The organism is Mucilaginibacter kameinonensis (assembly GCF_003675385.1).
GTDB lineage: Bacteria > Bacteroidota > Bacteroidia > Sphingobacteriales > Sphingobacteriaceae > Mucilaginibacter > Mucilaginibacter kameinonensis.
This window is the reverse complement of the sequence record NZ_RCWZ01000006.1, coordinates 47702-71633: the sequence shown is the minus strand read 5'-3', so window position 1 is coordinate 71633 and position 23932 is coordinate 47702. Positions and strand designations below refer to the sequence as shown.

The following is a 23932-nucleotide window of genomic DNA, read 5'->3' as shown; positions in this document are numbered from 1 at the left end:
ATGCAAAACGAAAATCTTAGTTACAAAGTATGGTTCGGGAAATTTAATGTTTTGAAAGACTTTTTGAAGCAGGTTTCTTTGTAGCCGGTAAAACTTGTTCTTTCACTACAGGCGGGTCTGTTTTTTGTGCGAACTCCTCCTGAATCATTTGTTGTAACTCTTCTTTATGCGCTTCTACAGCCTCCTGGCCAACCATCATTCCCTTTTGCATTAGTGAAGGTAATTTTTGGCCAACTTTTTGGCCAACAGGCGAATTATAAAAAGTTGTTATCTGTTTCAGTTCGTCCTCGGTAAATTCATTGGCGTAAATAGCCATCATTTTATCCTTAAGTAAATCCCAGGTAAAATATTTATCCATAAAGGTTTTCATAACCTTTTTAAAACCAGCTCTTTTATCTTCCGGTGCCTGATTAGCTAAAGCATCAATCTGATTAGTAACTATTGTTCCAAATTGTTTATCAATACCAAGCGCGAGCAACATTTGCTGGGCTGCTGCCAGGTGTGTAGGAGTTAAGGTTTGTTCTGTAGTTTGCGCTTTTAAGCTTGATGAAAAAAACAGGATTACACCGGCAAACGCGATAAGTTTAAGTTTTAGGTTCATATTTAAATTTTTATAAAAATCTTTTTGAGGTAGAATCCCCACATCACTATCCATAAAATCAATACGGTAAATATAGCGCTTACCAGCGAAGCATTTACCGGCGAAAAATAAGGCGCGAAAAATGTTTGATAAATTGAATGGCCACCAATTTTAATCATCCCCATATAATGCGGAATAAAACCCGAAAGTACATAAGCCGTAATGGCATTAACACCGAATACCACAAAGGGATAAGTAAATCTTTTATACCCCTGTATGTCTATCAGCCAGTAGCTTAAGGCCAAGCCAATGGTGGCAAGTCCGCCGGTATATAACACAAATGAGCTTGTCCACAGGGCTTTGTTAATGGGGAAAAACAAATCCCAAAACAAGCCGGCAACAACAGCTATCACGCCATATGCAAACAGCCAGTTGGTTTTTACCTGGTCGTCGCGGTCTTTACGTTTAAGCCAGCTGCCAACGCGAATGCCAAACAGGGCTGTAGCTACTGCGGGTATAGTTCCCAGCAAACCTTCCGGGTCCCAGGTATGCGATTCACGCCAAAGATGATCGGGGCTAAATACCAGCCTGTCTATCCAGGCTCCCATATTGGTTTCCGGTTCGAGATTGGCATAACCTACTCCCGGTACCGGGATGCAGGTCATGATAATGAAATAGCCAATAAGGGCACCGGCAAAGATCCAGTCGCGTGTTTTTTGTGATGTTTTGAGATAAAGCACAGTGCTGATAAAGTACACCAAACCAATACGGGGCAGCACGCCCGGCAAGCGTAAATGCGCCAATCCGCCATCGGGATGAAAGATCAATTGCGTTATCCAGGGGATGAGCAGCAAGATCACGGTACGGCGCAGCGCTTTCAAAATAAGTTTACTGTGCGATACCGTAGCCTTTTTGCTTTCCATAGCATATATAACCGATACGCCAACCATGAACAGGAAAAACGGAAAAACCAGATCGGTAGGTGTACAACCATTCCACTTGGAGTGTTCAAGTGGGGCGTAGATGTGCCCCCAATCGCCGGGGTCATTAACGAGGATCATCATTGCGATGGTTGCCCCACGAAATACATCAAGAGATAGCAGGCGTTTGGGTTTTTCGGTTATGGTTGAGGTCATATTGGTCTATGATCAGGTTCAAAACTCCCCTCTTGAGAGGGGGGCGGGCAGGATGTGTGCTTTGGCAGGGGTGTGTTTCATCGCTTGAAGAGAAACACACCCCTACACCCCTCTCAAGAGGGGAATCGCACAAAGTCAGCGCTTTTATCTATTCCAATGGCCCGCGTTCTTCGCGGGCCATTGATTTATTTCATTAAAACATATATCGCTTAAACGCTTCCATAGCCTCGTATTCGGCAAGGCCAAGGCGGTCGTAGCGTTGGGCCGTGTCACGGGTACGGTCTTCTGCACGTACCCAAAATTCCCTTGCATCGTCACCCGGGAATACAGGCCTGTCTTTTTGCGACTGGTGTTTGAAGATCGCGTTACGCTTACGGATCACCTCCTGTGGAGATAATGGCACAGCCATTTCTATTTCATGAGTTTCAAACTCGTGCCATGCGCCACGGTACATCCACAGCCAGCAGTCTTCTACCCATGCTTCTTTGCCTTTTAATCTCTCCAGAGCAGCTAAGATGATCTTGAAGCATACCAGGTGGGTGCCATTAGGATCAGCAAAGTCGCCTGCCGCAAAGATTTGTTGCGGTTTTACTTTTTGAAGCAATTCGATAGTTAATTGGATATCTTCTTCACCTACTGAGTTCTTCTTGATCTTGCCTGTTTCGTAAAACGGCAGGGCCATAAAGTGGATATGATCGTCCTGCAAACCTGCATATCGTGCGCCTGAGATAGCTTCTGTTTTCCTGATAAAGCCTTTTACGTTCCTGATCTCCTGTGTGTCGATCTGGTTAGGTTGTTTGGTTGGGAAGAAAGCACGCATATCTTCATATGATTTTTGAAGATGAGCGGTGTCCTCGCCGATGCTGTTGGTAAAGTCAATCGCGAATTCCATATACCTCAATACATCATCATCCCATACAGCGGTGTTACCTGAAGTTTGGTAAGCTACATGCACGTCGTGCCCCTGATCTACCAAACGGATAAAGGTACCGCCCATTGAAATTACGTCATCATCCGGATGCGGTGAAAAAATGATTGAGCGTTTTTTGGCTGGCAGTGCCCTTTCCGGCCTTTGCGAGTCATCAGCATCTGGTTTACCACCTGGCCAGCCGGTTATGGTATGCTGAATCTGGTTAAAGATATCGATGTTGATATTGTATACCGGGCCCTGTTCTACCGCAAGCTGGGCCATACCGTGGTTGTTATAGTCTTCTTCGGTTAGTTTCAGTACCGGTTTGTTGATTTCATTAGCAAGCCAGATCACCGCTTTCTTTTTCAACTGGTTATCCCAAATACAATCTTTTACCAGCCATGGGGTATCAAACCTGGTTAATTCTGATGCAGCTGCCTCGTCCAATACAAATTCTACATGTTCTGACAGTTGCAGGTAAGTTGCAGGTACATCACCGGAGATTTCACCTTCTACCGCTTTTTTGATGATCGGGGCTTTCTTCTTGCTCCAGGCCATCAATATGATTTCCCTTGCTTTGAAGATGGTACCGATACCCATCGTGATCGCTTTGGTTGGCACGTTGGCTTTACCACCAAAATCCCTTGAAGCGTCACTTCTGGTCAGGTCATCTAAAGTAACCATCCTGGTACCTGAGTTAGGCGCCGAACCCGGCTCGTTAAAACCGATGTGACCTGTACGACCGATACCCAGGATCTGGAGATCTAACCCACCCAACTCTTCAATCTGCTTTTCGTAAGCCAAACAGTAGCCCGCTACCGCGTCTTTATCCAGTGTGCCATCAGGGATATGCACATTAGCTTTATCTATATCAATATGGCTAAACAGGTTTTCGTACATGAACGTCACATAGCTTTGGGCAGCTGTGGGTTTCATGGGGTAGTACTCATCCAGGTTGAAAGTGATCACATTTTTAAAGCTCAAGCCTGCTTCTTTGTGCAACCTTACCAGTTCGGCGTAAACCCCGATAGGGGTTACACCCGTGGCAAGTCCTAATACCGCTTTTTCGCCTTTGGCTTGTTTTGAGCGAATCAGATCTGCTATCCGGTTCGCTACTGCCACTGAGGCTTCGTGCTGGTTGCCGTACACGCTTACAGGTAACTTCTCGTAACGCGTCTCTTCCAATAAATTTAATCGTGCCATGAATTTTAGGAAATGTATTTGAGGTTAGTTGTTCAAAACAAATATATCAGATATTTACATAGCGCCACTATTATTTTAACTTTTGCAGCAGCACAAACAGTTTGCAACAGGGGTTAACACGACTTAACACTTTTCAAATATTTAATTTATAAATAACTTATAATCAATTATTTAAAACCATACAGGGGTTACACTAAAGTGATATTTTTGTTCAACTAACACAAGTGAATGTTAGTGCCAATTATTGGCGAAAGCGGGTGCTTATGAGACCTGCGTCATTTAACAAGCATCAGGCCACAAAACAAGTATCGTTTAGATGCTATCAGTTTGTTAACAGCATACCCTTGCTTCGTTAGCTATATTAATAACAAGTCATCGTTACTAAATATTTAAATGTGTTTACCCCTACTTTTGTGGGTTGTCGCACAAATTGTAATTTAAGCCCATGATACCATTAAACCATAACCTGCAACGCCTGTTCAGCATTGCTCAAAAACCATCAAAAATGGGCATTGGCCTTATGTCGGGTACTTCGTTGGATGGCCTTGATATTGCTTTGTGTCAATTTACAGGGCATGGTTTAAACAGCCAATTTGAGTTGCTGCAATTTATCACCATCCCCTACCCTGATGAGTTTAAGCAGGAAGTTCAGCAGGTATTTGCAAAGCGCAGTGCAAATCTTGAAAAAGTCACTTTATTAAATGCCTATATCGGCGCCTACCATGCAGAGTTAATATTGCAGGCTCTTGAACGATGGCGTATCGATCCCCAAAATGTTGATTTCATCGCCAGTCACGGCCAAACTATTTATCATGCCCCTGAACGCTTACATCTGCATAAAAACTATCCTAATGCCACCCTGCAAATTAGCGATGGCGATCATATCGCTGTAAAAACAGGGATATTAACCATCAGCGATTTCAGACAGAAACATATTGCGGCCGGAGGCGAAGGTGCGCCTCTGGCCTTGTACGGCGATGTTTTATTAGGCAATAAAACCGGCGAAAACCGGGTGCTTTTAAACATAGGCGGCATAGCCAACTTAACCTGGCTGCCCGGCGATGGCGATTTTAACCGCGTCATCTGCACAGACATCGGCCCCGGAAATACGCTTATCGATGCTGCCTGTCGCAAATATTTCGATAAGCCTTATGATGAAGATTCGGCTATAGCTTACAGTGGCAATGTGAATGAAGGGTTGTTAACAGCGCTTCTCTCTCATCCATTTTTTAAAGAGAAAGCGCCTAAAACCACCGGACCAGAATTATTTAATCTTGACATGGTTGCCGAAGCGCAACAACAATCCGGCAGCGGGCAAATTACCAATGAAGATCTTGTTTGTACCTTAAGCGCTTTCACCGCGGCATCCATAGCAAGTTTTATCGAGAACAATATCTGTGGCGATCATATTCAAATTTTCACCAGCGGCGGTGGCGCAAGAAACCCTTTTGTTATTGGTGAATTAAAAAAACTGTTGCCCAGCGTTTTAATAGAGGATAGCAGTTTGTTAGGTATTAATCCCGATGCTAAAGAAGCTATACTGTTTGCCTTGCTGGGAAATGAAGCTTTATGTGGTGAGCCAATCTGCATCGGAACAAACCCGGCGGTGTTGATGGGTAAGTTTTGTTTCCCTATTTAAATAAAAAGGAGGCTCCATCCGGAGCCAAAACACAATTTATATTTTGGCTACAAACATGATACTCCTACGGAGTTATAAATATAGGTTTTAGACAACTCCATAGGAGTACCATGTTTATAGCTTGATTAAATCAAAATATTTCGGGCTCCGTAGGTGCCTCCTATTTAATTTGATTCAACTATATAATTTAAATCAGGCCTCATCAGCAGGCGGTTCCCAAAGCTCAATGCTATTTCCTTCCGGATCGAGGATATGTACAAATTTGCCGTATTCACTGGCTGCAATTTCGTCAAGGATGGTAACTCCGTCTTTTTTGAGCTCAGCAACCAATCCCTCCAGGTCTTCAACAATATAGTTTATCATAAACTCTTTGGTTGAAGGGGCAAAATAAGTAGTAGTTTCCGGAAAAGGGTTCCAAACAGTGAGCGCGGTTTGATCGGGATCATCGTCTTTTCGCCATTGAAACATGGTTCCATAGGCGCTGGTTTTAAAACCAAGCTTTTGGGCATACCATTCATTCAATTGTTTTGGATCTTTACTTTTAAAGAAGATGCCTCCAATACCGGTTACTTTTTTCATGGTGGAAATTTGATTTTTAAGACTTAAATATACCTTTTAAATCAAGCCCAACAATAATTCCTAACCGTTTTTGAAAACATTATTTCAGCGGCCCATCTGCTGTTTTACAAAACGCCTGACACGCTGTAACAGCGTCCCTTTACGATTGGCCAGAAAATGTTTAATAGCCTTATAGGCCTGCTCATTTTCCTGTAGCACATCCGGAAATTGCGTTACCTGTTTGCGCGCCATTTGTACGTGGTACATATCTTCGTTATTGGAATGCACACCGGTACCATCGTGCCCTATATTTTGAATAAGCGACTGCGACGGGTTGAGCGTTAACCCATTCTTTAAAAAGATAGAGGCATACCACCTGATAGCCCAGGAATTATTTTTTCCAGCCTTAAATTGCTCAATCTGTTTCCAGAAATTCATTTTTCCTTCTATCGAAAAGCGGGCTATTTTGAGGTTATCAAACTGATCTATCAGCTTGTCAACATCGGGTTCAAAGTTTTTCCAGGCACGTGCCCAGGTTGCCCAGCCCCAACTGGTGGCTGCGCGGTAAAAGAAAGTTTCGGGCAGGGTTTTATCATGCAGGTTGTACATGTACGCGCCAATGTGCATTACCTGCTCCTGGTTGGCGTATTTAGCTAACGCGTCATTAAAATATTGCAGGGTGTATGGCGATGATAACAGGTCGTCTTCAAACACAATCACCTTACCATACTCATATACCAATTGCGTTACCCCACTAATAATGGACTCGGCCAAACCAAGGTTATGTTCACGCACGATAACCTTTACCGATTTAAATCCGCTCACATCATTTGCCAGTTGCCTCACCTGTTCAACCTTTGGTTTATCGGCATCGGTTTTGGCCGCGTCACAAAAAATATACAGGCGCGATTCATCGGCCAGTAAATTTTGTTGCAAATAACTGATGGTACGGCGGGTATGGTCGGGCCGGTTATAAACAAAAAGGGCTATCGGAGCAATATTTTGCATGGTTTGATTTCAGCAGACAGGATATTGAAATTAAATGCCCCGCATATAGCAGGGCATCTAATTGTAAAGACAAAATTATACTATAACCTCGCCATCGCCAACAAATAAAATAATTTGTTTTTAGTCTGCCGATTTTACGGTAAACGTGGTACGGCGGTTAAGCTGCCTGCCCTCGGGGTTATCCTTGCCGTTTGGCAATTTATTAGGCGCAATAGGCATTCTTTTTCCATAACCTTTAGCTTTGATACGCGATGATTTGATCCCCTGCAACAACAGGTAATCAACACAAGCCTCGGCACGGGCCTGAGATAATTTCAGATTGCCGGCATCGCTGCCTATCCCATCGGTGTGTGAACCCAGCTCGATCTTTATTTTGGGATTATCGTTCATAATGGCAACCAGTTTATCCAGCGTGTTATATGAATCGGCCCGGAGATGGGCGTTACCAAAATCAAAGTAAATGTCATTAATAACTATTTGCACATTAACCTTATAATTCTGCAAACAGATATCCGGGTTAATGAGTGTGTCAATACCCGGCCTTACTATCGGGGCCGGCACAACTTTAGTGAAATATCCTTTTTGTGAGATCTCCAGCTTATAGCTTGGCAATTTTTCCTTCACCTGGAAAACATAGTCGCCTTTTTCATCGGTAACTTTAGCAACCAGGCCCATTTTCACGTTAGGATCTTTTAAAATCACCCTTGCACCTGCCATACCGGTATTGCTGCGGCAATCGATAACCCGGCCACTGATGTATAAGAATTGATACTGACCGGTGAATAAGCTTAAACAACAATCTGACCCACGGGCCGAACTCAGGTAAAATTTGTTGGCGTTGGTAGGATCAATACTGTAATAAAGATCATCTTTAGATGAGTTAACCGGGTAACCCAGGTTAACCGGAGCCGACCAATGGCCAAAATCGCCATCGCTGCGGTAAACATCAAAACCGCCCATGCCTATAAAACCGTTCGAGCTAAAGAACAATACCTTATCCGGACCATCATAATATGGTGATTGCTCATCATAAGGGGTATTTACAACATCCCCTAAATTGCTTACTGTTTTTGGCTGCCCGGCATCATCTAGGTTACTTTCCCAGATATCATCGCCTCCTTCGCCACCCGGCCTGTCTGACGAGAAGAACAGACGTTTACCGTCGGCACTAACAAAAGGATGTTTAGAATTATAGCCTTCGGCGTTAACCGTATTATTTAACTTAACTGGCTGCTGCCATTTGCTGTTTACCAATTGGCTTAAGTAAATAGCAGATACCGTTTTCCCATTCTTTTTATACCAGCGGGTGAGGTACATTTTGGTACCGGTGCCGTCAAGAGCGGGTGTGGCATATTCGATCTGGCCTTCTTTATCAAATACGTTAAAGTTTGTAGCCAGGGCTTTTGTCGAGTCCAAAATAGCCGAGCTGTAAATCCTGTTGGTATAAAATTTATCCTTATCAACCATACGTGATGAGGTGAACCAATACCGCCCTAAATTTACGGTGAGGGCATAATCGCCCTGATCTTTATTCAGAAAAACCAATGGCGATACATCAACGGCACGCGGATGCTCCATTTGCTTCAAGGCGTACTCGCAGGAAGTGATTTCTTTATTAGCCAGCTTGGTATATTTAGGGTCCTGGTTAACACCTGCAAATTGCCTCAACTGCGGCAGGGCCTCATCATATTTACCATTTGCCTGCAGGCAGATCCCATACCACAGTGGCGTTAAAGGATATTTTTCAACAGATCCTTCATTGCTCATCCTGGTGTACCAGATAGTAGCATCCGTAAAATCTTTATACAAACGGTATGATTCGGCCAATTGATAGATGATGTATTGATTGGATGCGTCCTTTTTAGAGCTGCTTTTTGTGTTTGACACTAAAGGCACGCTTTTTTTTGATTCGGCGGAAGTACCATCAATAATGTGCTTGTAATAAAATGCGGCAGTATAATACTCATGCTTGTTAAATGCAGTATCTGCCAGCGCCTTGTAGTTTTTCGCTTGTCCAAATAAAACTGCCGGAAAAAACGATAGCAAAAAATAAGGTAATAGTTTTTTCATATTATATCCTTGGGCAAATTGGAGCCGGCGAATCAGTATAGCGGCTAAATATGTAACTTATTGATAATTCAAATCCACCACGGCCAGATGTAACTGCGCGAAGGCCTGAAGTATTAAAATCATAGCTGGCGCCAATAACCATCTGGCGTATATGGTAGCCGATATTGGCAATAGCGGCATCCTGTAAGCGTACCATGCCGCCAAGTACCAAACCGTTATCGTCAGAAAACTTCAGCTCAGAGTATACACCTCCCGCTTTGATCTCGCCTTTGCCCTGCTTTATATAAACAATGTTGGGGATCAGGTCAAAAAAGTCAGAAGCCTTGATGCGGATACCGCCATGTGCTGTAAAGCGCATAGGCAATTTGCTGTTAATGCCGCCTGCCGCAAAAGGATCTGTTACATCATTGATGTGGTTGACACTAACGCCGCCAAAAAAATTGGCTTTGTTCATCGGGTCGGCGTTGTAATAATAGATACCGGCACCGGCATCAAATACCGTTTTTGACGAATAGCCAAAATTTTCATAATTGGGCAATGTTGGATCGTAACCGGTATTGGGATCATACTGGTTATCTGACTGAAGCTTATTAGGGTCAAAACTGCGACTGATAACACCAGCCTGCAGTCCAAAGTGCAAACGCTGGTTACCATCACCCGATAATGCTATGCCATAACCAAATGAACCGGAAGCCGTAAAGTAATTGTAACCCGCTGTACCTGCCTTTTGATCAAGCACATTAAAGCCAATACCAACCTTATCATTCGGTTTAAAATCGGCAGATACACCGGCCGTGCGGTAACCGTTGTTGATATTTGTCCACTGATCTCTAAAGTTAGCCGATAAGCGCGTATCGCCATCAAAAACACCGGTAAGTGCCGGGTTTAGCCAAAGCGGATAAGCGTAAAACTGTGAAAAATGCGGATCAACCTGCGCCTTCACTTTTCCTGCAACTGCAAACTGCAGCGCTATGGTAATAATAAGTAGTGCTTTCTTCATCGTAATAGCGTAATTGTTCCCTTTTTAGTCAATTGCGCCCCATTATTCATTGTTGCTTTTAAATAGTACACATATACACCCACGGGCATCAATGATCCTTTAAAATAACCATCCCATCCTTTATTGACATCGGTTGATGTAAACAACAGCTGGCCCCACTGATCATATACGTAAAATGAAAGTGTGCTGATATTTTTGCCATGTACGTAGATGATATCGTTATTTCCGTCGCCATTGGGGGTAAAATTATTGGCCACGTATATGATATTGTTATTGTCGATAGTGGTAGCCGTAACAGCTGCCGAGGCCTCACTTAGCGTACATGATGTTGCACCCAAAGCTTTAACCGTAATAGTTACCGGCTGATTAATACCAAGATTACTTACCGTATGCGTTAAACCGCCGCTGCCTGAGCTTGGTGTAGTATAGGTTGAACCATTATCGGTACTTACCTGGTAGCTGGTAGCGCCATTTACCGCTTTCCAGTTAAAAGTTACACTTGATGATGTAACATCACCAACAGTTACCACAGGCGCATCAAGCGGCTTAGTCATTTGTACCTGCACCGGGGTTCTTCCGTTGGTATTACATCCGGCAGTATTGGTTGCCTCTACATAGTAAGTTTTTGCCGCGCTCAGCTTAACGGTAACGTAAGTATTGCCTTTAGCAAGCAAAGTGCCACCGGTAGGCGCGTCATACCAGGATAAAACTGCCGCGGCATCTGAAGACGATGCGGATAATGTAGCACTTGTTCCTGGGCAGATACTGGTACTTGTACTGTTTACCGTAACCACCGGTAAGCCAACCACAGATAAGCTTACAATACCACGCGACGCAGAAATACAACCTGTTGTATTAACAGCCTCTACATAAAACTTTATTCCTCCTGTTACATTGCTAAGTGTGTAACTGCTTCCGGTATGTATAATATTAAGATCTGTTGGACTGCCATACCAGTTGTAAACAACGCCGCTTTGCGCGTTTTGAACGGTAAGTGTTGCTGCCGAACCTGTACATGCATTAACTATACTTTGAGCAAAGCTCGGAACATCCGGCGCAGGAGTAACTGTTACCTGCACGGTTGTTAACTGACTGCTGCAAGTACCGTTTGATGCTTCAACATAATACTTTGTGCTGGCAAATAAAACCGGTGTTGTAAAGGATTCACCTGAACCCACCAATGTATTCTTAGCCGGCGAATCGTACCAGTAATATTTTGCCGCACCCGGTGGCGAGTCTAAGGTTATTACAACCGAAGTGCCGGAACAAGTGCTTACAGCTTTAGTTAAGGGCGGCGGCGGCTGAGGAGCCGGAGAAACCTTAAATACAACCACATTACTGATTAAAGATGTTGTACATGCACCGGATGTAACTACACGGCGATAATAAATATCACCGCTCAATGTTGGCGGGTCGTAGTTTTTGGATGTTGCCCCGGCAATATCGGTAAATGTTATGTTATCTGTTGATGATTGCCACTGATAAGCGTAGGTACCATCACCACCTGCAGCGGTGGTACCGGTAATAGCAGTAGGGTCTCCGGTAGTACAAAACTGGGTAACCGCCGGTGCCGAAATAGTATTATTGGTAACCGCGCTTATAGGCCTTACTGTAACATCATAAAACGAATCATAAGCAATTACGCCGCCGGTAGTAATTTGCCTGCGCAAACTATACACTATACTTGTTGTACCAGTATTGGTAAGTGAAGATGTAATATAATCTTTCAGGGTATTGGTAGATGGCGCGCTAACCCAGCTCCCGCCACGGTTTATTTGCCATAGATAACTATTAGGCGTTGGCGTTTTTACATCACCGTTAAGTACAGCCGCTGCAGCAGAACAAATGGTTATGGCCTGCAATGGGGCTGGGACTAAATTATCAGAGGTCAGTCGCGAATTCGCAATCCGCCCCTCTTTATTGATTGTCGACCCAGGAGCGGATACCCGGCTAAAACCAACTAAGGGGAAAAAGAAAAGGCAAAACATTGCCCTTAAAAAAGGTTTACACAAGCGAAGAGGCATTAGGGTGCATAGCTTAAATTAACGGATAATGATAATAATTATCCTTCACATTACTAAATTTTCAAAATATTTTAACCTGTAACAAAAACATTTTAAAGCCAGTCAAAAATGATTTAACTCAATCAGGGGACAATAAAATATTAAATTGTTAATCCAGGCTTCGTAAATACCGGTAAAGCACAACGGCATTTTAGTCTCTTTTACGGGATTGTTAATTATAATGTTCAATTTATCAAAAACTTTTAAACAGTATAAGATGAAGAAGCTGGTTGGAAGCCTGCGTAATGCCTGTTTTTCATTAGCCGGCAAATGCCATCTGGCCAATGAAGCAAACGGCGTAGCTTTAATATAAGGGGATACCAATAAGGTTTGTGCAAAAGTTTTGCTCATGTAATTTATTGCGATAGGTTAGGTTATTTAGTACTCAACGCGTCCTGATCATACTTTTTTCAGTACGCGATCAAATATAACATTAATATCCTCTGAAATTTTTAAAACATAGGCAAAAAATACATACACCACACCAACAATGGCCGAGCGGTAAACCATATCTAAAACCACATTTTTTAACGGCGGAAGATAGAGCCCTATCAGCAGGCAAACCGTAAAGATCATTAAGATATATAGGTGCGCTTTTGCAAAGGGCTGCAGATTGAACTTGATTTTAATAAACAGCCAATACGCAAAATTTAATAAAAACATGGTAAGCAGGTAAGATACGGCTGCACCCATCATACCCATACGTGGTATCAGGATCCAGTTTGATACCACACAAAGCACTACTGCCGAAACAATAAAAACAGTAGTAAGGCGGTAATATTTGGATACATTCATGATGTAACCGTTTAGGCCACCTGTCATATCAACCAAAAACGCCACACCAACAACAATAAACACGTTGAAATAAGGAGCATAATCATGTTTATGCAATAGCATTACTATAAACTGCCTGTTGATAACCAAGCCTATAAACAGCAGGCAGCCAATAAGCATCTGCACTACTGAAGTTTTGTAATAGATTTTACCAATTTTGGCAATGTCATTGGTAACCCACGATTGCGCTATGATCTGCAACGAAGTACGGCTCAGCGCCTTTGCCGGTAAACTGATAACTACGGCAATAGCGAAAAAGGTACCATAGATCCCCACATAACTGAACGACTCTTTCGTGAGCATGCTCAGCATAATGGTATCAAGGTTCTGGATCATTACAAATGAGCTGCCACTTAATACCGTAAAGATGCCATAGCTTAGAAATGTCTTTCGCTCGCCCAATAACTGCGCGCCAACGGCCGAAAACTTAAAGTGGCTGCCTTTGGCGATATAAACAAGCAATACCACTACTGCTACCAGGTTGGCAATAATGTAGATCTGCAAGAAAACATGATAATCAATCAGCTTAACGGCTATTAATAAGATAGCGACAGTTGTAAACAAGCGCAACCCAACCTCGCGCAAAAAAGAGGATAGTACATTTTTAAATACCGTAAGCGCCATGTTTTCGAGCACGGAGAACACCAGCACCAAAAACGATAAAGGAATGAGGTAGTAAAAATATTTAATAAGCAGCGAGGCACCGTCCTTGTCTTTATAGTTGCTGATAATTAAATCTTTAAAAATCACAAAACATACGGTAAAGGCCACAAAACCAATCAGGCACCAAACAGCTACAAAAGATGCAAAACCGCCATGCTTTTTATCATCACTGCGATAGTATGGGAAATATTTAAGGATGATATTACCTATACCCAATCCTGCAAACTGGGCATAAAGCAACGATATGGTTCCCATTAAAATAAAGAAACCGATCTCTTCTGTAGTAAGGATCCGCTGAAAAAGAATAGTAAGATTTAAGAAACCCAACGCAACCCCAGCATAAAGTATGAGGCTGTTGAAAAATCCCTGTTTCTGTAATAGGTTCATTTAGTTCGCTTTACTATTGATGCTGTTCTGAACAATGTTATCAAGCAAAGCCATACGCAGGTTAATATCGTAATTATCAATCATGTGGTTGCGTGCAGCTTTACCCATTTGCACGGCCAGTTCAACAGATTCTGCCAGGGTTATCATTCGTTCGGCCATTCCGGTTATATCATACTCATCAACCAGGAAACCTGTTTTACCGTCGACAACAGCTTCCTTAATTCCTGAATGCCGGGTTGAAACCACAGGAAGCCCCGATGATGATGCCTCCAATACAGTAACCGGGGTACCTTCTTTATCGCCATTGGCAGCAGTAACCGAATGTTGTACAAATGCCCGCATGCGTTTCATCAATTCCCTGATCTCTTCCGGCTTCAATACCCCGGTAAGCGTGATCTGCTCGCTAAGCCCAAGCTCCGCGATCAGTGCCTCGGTTTCATCAAACAGCGGGCCGCCGCCTGCCATCCAAAGCCTCGCATCCGGATGCTGTTCCAGGACGATCTTAAATGCTTTAACTAATGATTGCGGGGATTTTTTCTCTACAAAACGCCCTACAAATAAAAAATCTTTGGCCGAGGCCGATATATCAAGTAACGGAAAAGCGGCAGTATCCACACCGCACGAAGCGGTATATACCTTGTCGGCAGGCGCCCCCATTTCTTTCAGCGTCGCTGCCATATCTACCGACACGGCAATAAAAGCACTCGCGTACCTGAAAGCATCCTGGTAAAGTTCGGCGTAGGCGGCAACTGTATCATGATGATAAACATCGGCCCCATGAAAATGGATGATTAGTGGAACTCCTGCCATTTTACAGGCTTCTGTAACCGATGCGCCAACCATGCCGTATTCGGCAAAAACAGCGTCTATTTTATTAACTTTGAGATATTTATACAGGGCACGGGTACGTACCCCAATATTTTTCTTTTTAAAAATCCGCTTTTGGATCAGATAACTCAGCAGACCCAGTTTTGAACGGATCAGTGTTTTTCCCTCATGGTCATACAAAGGGAAGGCACCGCCGTACAGCACTTTTTTATTACCGGCCAGGCCATCTATATGCGCCTGAATGAAGGTTTCGGAAAAAGCGGACTTATTGGGCTTTATGATACATAAGTTATATGACCCGCTCATATCAACCTAACTTTTTGCGCACATAATACCGGCGGAAGAAGCTGCCTAATTTATAAACAGCCTTATTAAAGATCCTCCTGCTACGTTGAGATGCGGTTACCGGTTTCGGATGAAAAAATGCAGCCTCGAAATCGTCATTTTTTTCCAATACGATGTGCGCGTAGTCGCCTACGTTCCACACGTTTTTAAGTTCGTAAAAAATCACTTCGGTGCCTGTATCTGCTGCCAGTTTGCCAATAACATCAAAAGAGATATGCTCATCAACCGGCTGCATGGTTTCCGGCTTATTCACCAGCGACCACTTTAAGTTTGCTGGCGTAGGCACAGTTAAAACAATACGGCCCTTGTTCCGCAAAATTTTAGCAAGCGCGGCATGAACGGCCGGCCTGTCGGTAACAGCAATGTGCTCATACACATCCATGAAAATGATCAGGTCGAACTGCTCATTAAAAGTGTCAGTGGTAAGGATGCTTTCCTTAAAATTTAGTTTGCTGTCGCCAAAAAGCTTTTGCGCAATCTGGATAGACATGGTGCTGATATCAATACCTGTAATAACGGCATTAGGCCAGGATTTACGCATCCGCGAACAAATATTGCCCATACCACAACCTACCTCTAAAACTCGGGCCGGGCTTGATGGCGTAAAACGCTTAATGGTATCCCACCCAAACTCAATACGGGGGTTAACTACAATATAATCATTAAGCTTGTTTTTAACGTGCTCATCATAATAAGACACTACATTTTCGCGGTTCGGAGTTTCAATCATTACAGATACAGAGTATATAAAGCTATGCTTTGCAAGTACAAAGTTAATAAATAATATTAAAGGGGCTTTTGGGCAACAATAACATAGATAGCGCCATCGCGGTCGCGCTGGGCCTGTGTATTTATTTTGTTAAATAAGCCAATCATAGCCTGCATTACCAAAGCAAAAGGAGGAATCAAAAATTTGGGCAACTTAACAGCAATACCATCCTGAAAGAGTTGTAAGCCACTTGCCGCTAAACCCATGATGCCATAAAAAGAGTTGATCTTAAACCCTTCGGCTTCGATGGTTTTACGCAAACCGGCGCTTGTCCATCGCCAGTAATCATTAGGCGTTGGATGATAAAACCAATAACCATGTGTGGTAATAATAGCCGAGCCTCCGGGTTTCAAAATGCGCATAGCCTCCTGTAAATAACCTGATGGGGTATCTACATGCTCCAGCACCTGGTTACTAAGTACAATGTCGCAGTAATTATCGGGCAGGGTAGTTTTGCTGTCGAAGCCGATATGATGCTCGGCCTTAGGGTTCATTTCCAGGTCGATACCCAGGTATTTGCCTACTATCGGATCAATCAGTTCACGGTAAGGCATATCACCGCAGCCAAAATCGGCAAGCAGTAATGTTTTATTATCGGCGGTAAGTTGTTTTACTATTTCGATGGTTTTATCCCTCAATTGCGAAAGGGATACATAGCGGGTGTGAAAAACAGAGGGATATAATCGGTCGTTACCTTTCATGCGGCTAATTTAATAGTTTTACTTAGCTTTTCATGCGCTGGTTTTAAAGCAAAACAGGTTTCCCCGCATGAGGAAACCTGTTTTAACTATCGGCTAAATTGGATCAATTTGTAGCCTTATAAAGTTTTTTAATTTCTTTGTCGGACAGCGCCCTGTCATACAAACGCATATCATCCAACGCACCTTTCAGGAAATATCCCGGAGAAGGAACATCAGGATTATCTCTTCCAATATAAGCATCGGCCGTTATGGTTATATTTGGCGAAGCAATTCCGTTAAATGTAATGTCTTTTACGCCATCAATATAAAGCGCTAATGTGTGGGTAGGATAATTATATACCGTGGTTATCATATGCCAGGCATTTAAAGAAACCATTCCCTGAGTAAGCGTTAATAGCGGACTGTTATTCTCATTAAATGTTAGCAATCCTAAACCACCCTGACCGGTTGCAACGAAATCATATCCCGAAATAGACATATTCCACCCGTTGCCCAATTCAGGAATCCTTTTACCAATGATCTGCGAAGCGAATGAATAGTTATAAACGTCAAGTTTCACCCAGGTAGAAATGGTAAAATCAGTATGCGACAACCTAAGTGTTTGTTTATCCTTAACAACAATATAACTGCTGTAACCATTAAAATAATAGGCTCCGTTGGCATTGCCAAACCTATCGGCAACTTGCGTTAAATTATATCCGAAGCCATTATTACCATTGCCAGATACGTCGGCAGTGTTAGCCCCGAAAGGGTAATAGGCTATCATACCCACCGTAAGGCTATCCTTTACTGTTACGGTGCAACTTATTGATTTTGTTTTTTCGGCGTTACTGACAGAAACCTTTGAACTACCTTCTTTCTTTGCTGTAATTCGTCCTAATTGGCTAACGGATGCTACTGAGGTATCTGATGATACCCAAACAAGCTTTGTTGTGTCAAAATTTATTGGCCTGACTTTTACATCCAATTGTATAGCCTGGCCGGTATACATAGTAAGTGTATCTCTCAAAGAAATTTCTTTAAGGGTTTTGGTACTGTCTGTCACCGGCTTGGGCTGATCTGTAAGCTTGGTGCAGGATGTGTGTGCAAACGCAAATGCTACCACCAGTAGTAATAGAGGATAAAGTTTCTTCATGTGATAAGGTTATATTTTCAATTACAAATATAAACAAATCTATTCACATCAAAACTCCAAAAAACGTTGTGCTGCTGGTATAACATTTTGTAAATAAATTACTTTGCAGCGTATGCAACTTCATCCTGCTAATATCAATTGTTCTTGATAACAGCTCCTTTTATAACGGTACCTTCCGCTGCTTTCCTTTTTGCTTCGGTCTTGGTAGTGATCTGTATAACACCGTTTGCCCCCCTTTCACCATAAATAGCGGTTGCGTTTTTATCCTTCCAAACAGTAATGCTTGAAATATCATCGGGGTTAATGTTTTTGAGGACAAACGATTTTGACTGGGTTACACCATCAATTACATATAACGGCTGTGCCCCATTTTCAAAACCATCCCGTATTGAAAATGTAGCCCTGCTTGAATCTTTCCGTAGCTGCGCTGCCAGTGAAGAGGTATTTGCATCTCCGGTTACAACAGCGCCGGTTTTATTTTCACCGGGCTTAGTGGGTGTGCCGCCAGCAAGTGTAAAACTGATTGGCACGCTATATTGTACCCTTACAGCGCGACCGTTTTGAGTACCGGGTTTCCATTCGGGAGATAACTTCAGCACCCTTATTGCTTCTTCATCACAGCCATAACCTATTCCTCTCAGAACTTTGAAATCAGACAAAGAACCATCTTTTTCAACAACAAAAGTAGCAACCACCCTGCCCTGGATATTTTTTTCACGGGCATCTTTAGGATACCTGATATTAGTTGCCAGAAACTTACCAAACGCGTTTATCCCACCCTTAAACTCCGGCACCTGCTCAACTGCTGTAAATACCTGATCGGAACCGGGTTGAGCCGACGCTATTGAGAATTTTGCAGGTGTAGTAGTCTTTATGGTATCCTCGTCAGCGGCAAGTTTAAAACTGATAGGTACCGAATATTGAGTCCTCACAGTACGATTACCCTGCATGCCAGGTTTCCAGTTAGGCGATAATTTTATCACCCTTAAAGCTTCATTGTTCAAGTCATCGGTAATGCCCCTTACTACCTTTTCATTTGAAAGTGCACCATCTCTTTCAACAACAAAAGTGATGATCACCCTGCCCTGGATCCTTTGCGCGCGGGCGTTAGCAGGATATCTGAGATTACTTTGAAGAAATTTACCGAAAGCCTGTAGTCCTCCCGAAAATTCGGGCACTTTTTCAACCGAAGTATAAATAGGGGTAGTATCAGCTGCAGCTACAATGTGCTTTTCAGCACGGATTGGTTCATCAATGGTAATTTCTGTTACCTTACTGGCCGGGGTTGAAAAAACCTTATCAGCTTTAGTATTGATAACTGAAATGGCATCACTGTTATTAATAGTTGCTGACGAGAGGATCATCATCAAAATAAATAATGGGGCCGAAAGCCCATATTTAGCCAGCGATATCCGGTGCGATTTATTTTTCTGCAACATAATAATGCGTTCTTTTAATAAGCTTTTATTAAAAAATGAATTAACCAGGCCATGGGTTGGCGTATTAAAGGTTTGGCTTAAGAGCAGCATGGCGTAGTCGGCCTTGTCGGTACCGGCTTCAACCGCATGCCTGTCGGCAATAAACTCGTGGATATGTTTTATAGCCCTGCGATAGAAATACACTATTGGGTTAAACCAGTTAATGATCATCACTAATTCAATTAACAGTACATCAGCCGAGTGCCATTGCTTGGCGTGCACATCTTCGTGTGTGGCTATAGCTTCGTTGGCTTCACCATCGGCATTTAGTTTTACGGTCTTGAAAAAGGAATAAGATACCTGAGGTTCGGGCTGGCTGATCACTTTTTTTAGCTTAAACAGCTGCCATACCAATCTTACCGACAAAAACACAATACCTGCTACATATACCAAAAACAGGATCTCACCTATACTTACCGGCGATTCTTCTATCGGTTTAAAATGATAAACAGCCACCGGGCCGCTGTACAGCGTGTATTTTACCTGCTGGGTGATAAAGAGGTTTTGTACCCAGTCGGCCTGGATAACGGGTATCATAAATGATAACAGGGCGGCGCTTACCAGGTAAAGCCTGTTAAGCTGAAAAAAGGTTTCTTTTCGAAGCAAAAGCACATAAAACCCATAAAACAGCAACAGGTATATGTTTACCAGTAATAAATATTGCCACCAGTTCATAATTATTTATCTTTTAGTTTTTCAATCAGTTTCATGATCTCATCGGCCTCTTTCAGGTCGATCTTTTCTTTCTTTACAAAAAACGAAAGCATGCGGTTAACAGAGTTATCAAAATAGCCGCTCAGCAATTTATCAGCAGCAAAATTCTGATACTGCTCCTTACTGATCACCGGGTGATATTCATGACTTTTACCAAATGCCTCATGACCAACAAAGCCCTTGGTTTCCAGGATCCGGATAATTGTCGACACGGTATTATAAGCGGGCTTGGGCTCAGGTAACTGCTCGATAACGTCTTTAACATACCCTTTTTTTAATTGCCAGAGCACTTGCATGATCTGCTCTTCGGCGCGGGTTAACTCTTTAATTTCCATGTGCGTGCTTTTAAATTAATACCTCGTGTATTAATATATTTAATTGGTTAAACTAAGGTAAGGGACATATTTCAAATTTGCAACTAAATTTTTAGTTATTAATTTCCTAAACTTTAAATCACCATATTCGTTGTGTTGATCACATCCAATTATACATGAATATAACCTTCCATGGTGCTGCCCGTAATGTTACCGGTAGCAAGCATTTACTCCGTTTAAACGACGGCACCAGCATATTATTAGATTGCGGCATGTTTCAGGGCCTTGGCGAACAAACCGAAGAAATGAACGAACATTTTGGTTTTAATCCTAAAGGTGTAACGCACATGATCCTATCGCACGCACATATTGACCATTGCGGTTTAATCCCAAGGTTAGTTGCCGAAGGTTTTGACGGAAACATCTACTGTACATCGGCCACTATGGACCTTACGAGGATCCTGTTGCTTGATTCTGCAAAGATTCAAATGCAGGATGCCGAATATAGCAACAAGCACCGCGCCCGCAAAGGCCTGCCCCTGCTTTCGCCTTTATATACCGAGGATGATGTAATGGAAGCCCTGCGCCTGTTCAAGATTGTTGAATATGGCGATGAGTTTGCCATTACCCCTGCCGTGAAATTCAATTTTACCAATGCCGGGCATATTTTAGGCAGCGCCGCAGTGCATATCACCGTAACCGAAAACGGTAAGGACACATACATTACTTTCAGTGGCGATGTTGGCCGGTACGGCGATTTGTTGCTGAAAAGTCCGCAAACTTTTGAGCAGGCCAATTATATTTTACTGGAATCAACCTACGGCGATTCGCTGCATAAAGACCTCGGGCCTATCGAGGAATCGCTACTTGAAGTTATTAAACAAACCTGCGAGGTAAAGGGTGGCAAGGTAATTATCCCGGCATTCAGCGTTGGCCGCACGCAGGAATTGTTGTATGCCCTAAACAGCCTTGAACTGAAAGGCACCTTACCTGATATTCCTTATTATGTAGATAGCCCACTGTCGGAAAAGGCTACGCAGGTATTGATGAACCACCCGGAGGTTTATAATAAAAACGTGCAGGAAGTTTTAAAAACCGATGCCAATCCTTTCGGGTTTAAAGGCCTGAAATTTATTGAAAGTGTGGAAGAGTCAAAGGCGTTGAATAACGATCCGCGGCCTTGTGTTATCATCTCCTCGTCGGGCATGGCCGAAGCCGGGCGGGTAAAACATCACATCAAAAACAATATAAACAACCAAAAGAACACCATTTTAATGGTAGGCTATGCCGAGCCAAACTCGTTAGGCGGACGCTTATTACGCGGCGATCATGAGGTGCATATTTTTGGCGACATGTACGAGGTTAAAGCCGAAGTACGTTCGATCAAATCAATGAGTGCCCATGGCGATTATGATGACCTGCTTCATTTTCTGGCCTGCCAGGATCCAGCACGGGTAAAAACCATTTTCCTGGTTCATGGCGAGTATGACGTTCAGCAACATTTTGCCGGGAAACTAAAAGAACATGGGTTCAGGCATATTGAAATCCCGTATCAACACCAGAAGATCAATTTGGAGTAGCACTTGTAATTGATCGCCCCTACCAAAACCTCAAGGTCCTCTACGAGAGACCCTGAGGGAACGGAAAAATAAAGCAATGTCATTTCGACGAACGAGCTTGGGTTTGAGCGCATAGGGTGAGGAGAAATCTTATACGATATGCAAAGTTGCTATACTGGGCGTATAAGATTTCTCTTCGGCGCAAATCACGCAACCCTACCCTGGCCTCATCGAAATGACATCTTTTTCAATATTATACCCTCTACCCCTTCCTCACCTGCTTTATCACCGCTATAATATCCTCTTCACCGAAAGCGGCTTCCGCATCTTGGTAGGTTTGATAGGCGGTTTCGCCAAGCGGAGTGGCCAAGCCCAAATCTTTGGCCAGGCGCAGGTCTTTTGCGATATGCTTTAGGGCAAAAGCCGCATTATAATTATCATTAACAATGGCATCACCCTTTATTTTGACGAACGGACTGCCTAAAGCGCTATTACCAATCAGTGTTGTTAGCGCTTCTGCATTGATGCCGTTTTGCTGTGCCAGCGTTACTGTTTCGGCAAGGCCTTGCGCAACAATGCCAAGCAATGTGTTAATAGCCAGCTTAGCCACATTGCCCGCTCCCGTATCGCCAACCAGCATCACCAGTTTGCCCATTTTTTCGAGGATAGGTTTAGCCTGCTCAAATGCATCCGCCTCACCTCCTGCCATAATCACCAGCATAGCATCTTCTGCCTGTTTTACACTGCCCGATACCGGTGCATCCAGATAATGATTACCCTGCGCCTTACACGCGGCGGCCATCTCTTTACTAATAGCCGGCGAAACAGTACTCATGTTAATGATGATCTTGCCACTCACTTTCGCGGCCATCAAACCTTCGTCGCCGGTAAAAATATCATTGATGGCCTTATCATCAGATACCATAACAAAAACAACATCGGTATCATTCAATAACAATGCAGGCGATGTGGCAGTCCCGATACCCTGGGCTTTAAATCCCTCTTCCTTGTCCTTACTGCGGTTATAAACGGTAAGCGGATACCCGGCTTTAATCAATTGCTGTGACATGGGGATACCCATTTTACCCAAACCAATCCATCCTATTTTAACTGTATTCATGGTAGCTATTTTGTTTTTAACTTATATAGATTTTATTGATGCGAATTTACTGAATCCTTCAACCTGGAAATTTAATTCTGGATAAACGTTCGCACTCGGCAATAAACTTATCCTGAACAACCGGATCTGAAGCAGCCGGATGAACGGAACGTAACTTTTTATGATAGAAATATTTCCCGCTTACCAACACTTCAGGCTCATTGCTTGCAGCAAGCCATACCTGTGTCTTGGGGCCGTCTTCCAGGCTATCCGGAGCGCTTGGTCCGCCCATTTTGGTTGCCACCCAACCTGGTTCCAAGGCGTTTGAATACACATCGGGCCATTTACGGGCAGCGTAAAAAGCCAGGACCACATTGTGCAATTTTGAGTCGGCATAAGCCATATAACCATTCCAGTTACGAATGTTCCATTCCAGGTCGCGCAGTGAAGCATCACCGTCTTTATGCAAGCCCGAGCTGATATATACAAGTCGTTTCGGTTTGTTAATCAAACAGGTAAGGATATAAGGAGCAAGACTATTGATAGCAAAAACATGCGGCAAACCGTCCACGGTTGCTATCCGTCGCCCTTCCTGGTAGCCTACTGCTGCATTATGGATCACCGCGTCAAAAGCATCAAGCTTATTAACTTGTTCTGCAACTTTTATAGTTTCAGCGATAGAAGATAAATCGCCGGTAACAACGGCTTCTGCCCCTCGCACAGTAGCCAAAGCCTCTTTAGCGCGGGCTTTATTACGGGCGTGCAATACTACACTATGACCATCTTTCAGTAATAATTGAGCGGCCATCTGCCCTAACCCATCAGCCGATCCTGTTATAAATATTCTTGACATGTTTGTTCTGTTTTAATGATAAAACAAAGCTCAGCACTAAAGTAACCAGGGCATTTAACAAATGGTAAAAAGCGCGGTTTGTTTAT

Annotated in this window: 19 protein-coding genes; 2 read left to right on the top strand and 17 right to left on the bottom strand. The window is 43.2% G+C overall.

Annotated features, from left to right (window positions below):
* Positions 1–43 precede the first annotated feature (43 nt).
* The 3 genes from EAH55_RS27500 to nagB all read right to left on the bottom strand — a co-directional run bounded on the left by EAH55_RS27500 (position 44) and on the right by nagB (position 3829).
* Entirely contained in the window at positions 44–601 is a 558-nt protein-coding gene (locus EAH55_RS27500; RefSeq protein ID WP_162997072.1) for a DUF2059 domain-containing protein, read from the bottom strand.
* A 2-nt stretch (positions 602–603) separates the two neighbouring features.
* Entirely contained in the window at positions 604–1716 is a 1113-nt protein-coding gene (locus EAH55_RS27495) for an acyltransferase family protein (RefSeq protein WP_121812520.1), read from the bottom strand.
* Between the two features lie 193 nt (positions 1717–1909).
* Entirely contained in the window at positions 1910–3829 is a 1920-nt protein-coding gene (gene nagB, locus EAH55_RS27490) for a glucosamine-6-phosphate deaminase (protein WP_121812519.1), read from the bottom strand.
* Positions 3830–4274: 445 nt separating this feature from the next.
* Between nagB and EAH55_RS27485 the strand changes: the two genes are divergently transcribed.
* A complete protein-coding gene (locus EAH55_RS27485) occupies positions 4275–5468 on the top strand; it encodes an anhydro-N-acetylmuramic acid kinase (RefSeq protein WP_121812518.1) in 1194 nt (397 codons plus the stop codon).
* Between the two features lie 192 nt (positions 5469–5660).
* On the opposite strand, the gene EAH55_RS27480 is transcribed toward EAH55_RS27485, so the two are convergent.
* The 12 genes from EAH55_RS27480 to EAH55_RS27420 form a co-directional block, all read right to left on the bottom strand.
* A complete protein-coding gene (locus tag EAH55_RS27480) occupies positions 5661–6047 on the bottom strand; it encodes a VOC family protein (RefSeq protein WP_112568930.1) in 387 nt (128 codons plus the stop codon).
* 84 nt (positions 6048–6131) lie between these two features.
* Positions 6132–7034: a glycosyltransferase family protein gene (locus EAH55_RS27475; protein ID WP_121812517.1), complete on the bottom strand. Its 903-nt coding sequence runs from the start codon at positions 7032–7034 to the stop codon at positions 6132–6134.
* 120 nt (positions 7035–7154) lie between these two features.
* Positions 7155–9104 carry an OmpA family protein gene (locus EAH55_RS27470; protein ID WP_121812516.1) on the bottom strand — a complete coding sequence of 650 codons (1950 nt, stop codon included), beginning with the start codon at positions 9102–9104 and terminating at the stop codon, positions 7155–7157.
* A gap of 1 nt (position 9105) precedes the next feature.
* A complete protein-coding gene (locus tag EAH55_RS27465) occupies positions 9106–10104 on the bottom strand; it encodes a PorP/SprF family type IX secretion system membrane protein (RefSeq protein WP_121812515.1) in 999 nt (332 codons plus the stop codon).
* On the bottom strand, positions 10101–11966 hold the full coding sequence (locus EAH55_RS27460) for a gliding motility-associated C-terminal domain-containing protein (protein WP_162997071.1): 1866 nt from the start codon (positions 11964–11966) through the stop codon (positions 10101–10103). Before EAH55_RS27460 ends, EAH55_RS27465 begins: the two co-directional genes overlap by 4 nt.
* A gap of 600 nt (positions 11967–12566) precedes the next feature.
* Positions 12567–14051 (bottom strand): lipopolysaccharide biosynthesis protein, encoded by a 1485-nt coding sequence (locus EAH55_RS27450; protein ID WP_121812512.1) that lies wholly within the window; start codon positions 14049–14051, stop codon positions 12567–12569.
* Positions 14052–15185 carry a glycosyltransferase gene (locus tag EAH55_RS27445; protein ID WP_121812511.1) on the bottom strand — a complete coding sequence of 378 codons (1134 nt, stop codon included), beginning with the start codon at positions 15183–15185 and terminating at the stop codon, positions 14052–14054.
* Between the two features lies 1 nt (position 15186).
* Complete coding sequence (locus tag EAH55_RS27440) at positions 15187–15954, bottom strand: class I SAM-dependent methyltransferase (RefSeq protein ID WP_121812510.1); 768 nt, start codon at positions 15952–15954, stop codon at positions 15187–15189.
* Positions 15955–16010: 56 nt separating this feature from the next.
* Positions 16011–16694, bottom strand: coding sequence for a class I SAM-dependent methyltransferase (locus EAH55_RS27435; RefSeq protein WP_112568948.1), 684 nt, complete (start codon positions 16692–16694; stop codon positions 16011–16013).
* 103 nt (positions 16695–16797) lie between these two features.
* A complete protein-coding gene (locus tag EAH55_RS27430) occupies positions 16798–17829 on the bottom strand; it encodes a LamG-like jellyroll fold domain-containing protein (RefSeq protein WP_121812509.1) in 1032 nt (343 codons plus the stop codon).
* Positions 17830–17963: 134 nt separating this feature from the next.
* Positions 17964–19982, bottom strand: coding sequence for a M56 family metallopeptidase (locus EAH55_RS27425; RefSeq protein WP_121812508.1), 2019 nt, complete (start codon positions 19980–19982; stop codon positions 17964–17966).
* Positions 19983–19984: 2 nt separating this feature from the next.
* Positions 19985–20356 carry a BlaI/MecI/CopY family transcriptional regulator gene (locus EAH55_RS27420; protein ID WP_121812507.1) on the bottom strand — a complete coding sequence of 124 codons (372 nt, stop codon included), beginning with the start codon at positions 20354–20356 and terminating at the stop codon, positions 19985–19987.
* A gap of 155 nt (positions 20357–20511) precedes the next feature.
* Between EAH55_RS27420 and EAH55_RS27415 the strand changes: the two genes are divergently transcribed.
* The gene (locus EAH55_RS27415) at positions 20512–21915 is read left to right on the top strand and encodes an MBL fold metallo-hydrolase RNA specificity domain-containing protein (protein ID WP_121812506.1); all 1404 of its coding nucleotides are present in this window, start codon (positions 20512–20514) and stop codon (positions 21913–21915) included.
* Positions 21916–22156: 241 nt separating this feature from the next.
* Here EAH55_RS27415 and EAH55_RS27410 read toward each other — a convergent pair whose 3' ends face one another.
* Positions 22157–23014: an NAD(P)-dependent oxidoreductase gene (locus EAH55_RS27410; RefSeq protein ID WP_121812505.1), complete on the bottom strand. Its 858-nt coding sequence runs from the start codon at positions 23012–23014 to the stop codon at positions 22157–22159.
* A gap of 58 nt (positions 23015–23072) precedes the next feature.
* A complete protein-coding gene (locus tag EAH55_RS27405) occupies positions 23073–23846 on the bottom strand; it encodes an SDR family NAD(P)-dependent oxidoreductase (protein ID WP_121812504.1) in 774 nt (257 codons plus the stop codon).
* Positions 23847–23932 lie beyond the last annotated feature (86 nt).

Bases quoted from the DNA above. Each gene is read 5' to 3' on its own strand.
- EAH55_RS27500 (WP_162997072.1), bottom strand. From the start codon at position 601: ATGAACCTAAAACTTAAACTTATCGCGTTTGCCGGTGTAATCCTGTTT.
- EAH55_RS27495 (WP_121812520.1), bottom strand. From the start codon at position 1,716: ATGACCTCAACCATAACCGAAAAACCCAAACGCCTGCTATCTCTTGAT.
- nagB (WP_121812519.1), bottom strand. From the start codon at position 3,829: ATGGCACGATTAAATTTATTGGAAGAGACGCGTTACGAGAAGTTACCT.
- EAH55_RS27485 (WP_121812518.1), top strand. From the start codon at position 4,275: ATGATACCATTAAACCATAACCTGCAACGCCTGTTCAGCATTGCTCAA.
- EAH55_RS27480 (WP_112568930.1), bottom strand. From the start codon at position 6,047: ATGAAAAAAGTAACCGGTATTGGAGGCATCTTCTTTAAAAGTAAAGAT.
- EAH55_RS27475 (WP_121812517.1), bottom strand. From the start codon at position 7,034: ATGCAAAATATTGCTCCGATAGCCCTTTTTGTTTATAACCGGCCCGAC.
- EAH55_RS27470 (WP_121812516.1), bottom strand. From the start codon at position 9,104: ATGAAAAAACTATTACCTTATTTTTTGCTATCGTTTTTTCCGGCAGTT.
- EAH55_RS27465 (WP_121812515.1), bottom strand. From the start codon at position 10,104: ATGAAGAAAGCACTACTTATTATTACCATAGCGCTGCAGTTTGCAGTT.
- EAH55_RS27450 (WP_121812512.1), bottom strand. From the start codon at position 14,051: ATGAACCTATTACAGAAACAGGGATTTTTCAACAGCCTCATACTTTAT.
- EAH55_RS27445 (WP_121812511.1), bottom strand. From the start codon at position 15,185: ATGAGCGGGTCATATAACTTATGTATCATAAAGCCCAATAAGTCCGCT.
- EAH55_RS27440 (WP_121812510.1), bottom strand. From the start codon at position 15,954: ATGATTGAAACTCCGAACCGCGAAAATGTAGTGTCTTATTATGATGAG.
- EAH55_RS27435 (WP_112568948.1), bottom strand. From the start codon at position 16,694: ATGAAAGGTAACGACCGATTATATCCCTCTGTTTTTCACACCCGCTAT.
- EAH55_RS27430 (WP_121812509.1), bottom strand. From the start codon at position 17,829: ATGAAGAAACTTTATCCTCTATTACTACTGGTGGTAGCATTTGCGTTT.
- EAH55_RS27425 (WP_121812508.1), bottom strand. From the start codon at position 19,982: ATGAACTGGTGGCAATATTTATTACTGGTAAACATATACCTGTTGCTG.
- EAH55_RS27420 (WP_121812507.1), bottom strand. From the start codon at position 20,356: ATGGAAATTAAAGAGTTAACCCGCGCCGAAGAGCAGATCATGCAAGTG.
- EAH55_RS27415 (WP_121812506.1), top strand. From the start codon at position 20,512: ATGAATATAACCTTCCATGGTGCTGCCCGTAATGTTACCGGTAGCAAG.
- EAH55_RS27410 (WP_121812505.1), bottom strand. From the start codon at position 23,014: ATGAATACAGTTAAAATAGGATGGATTGGTTTGGGTAAAATGGGTATC.
- EAH55_RS27405 (WP_121812504.1), bottom strand. From the start codon at position 23,846: ATGTCAAGAATATTTATAACAGGATCGGCTGATGGGTTAGGGCAGATG.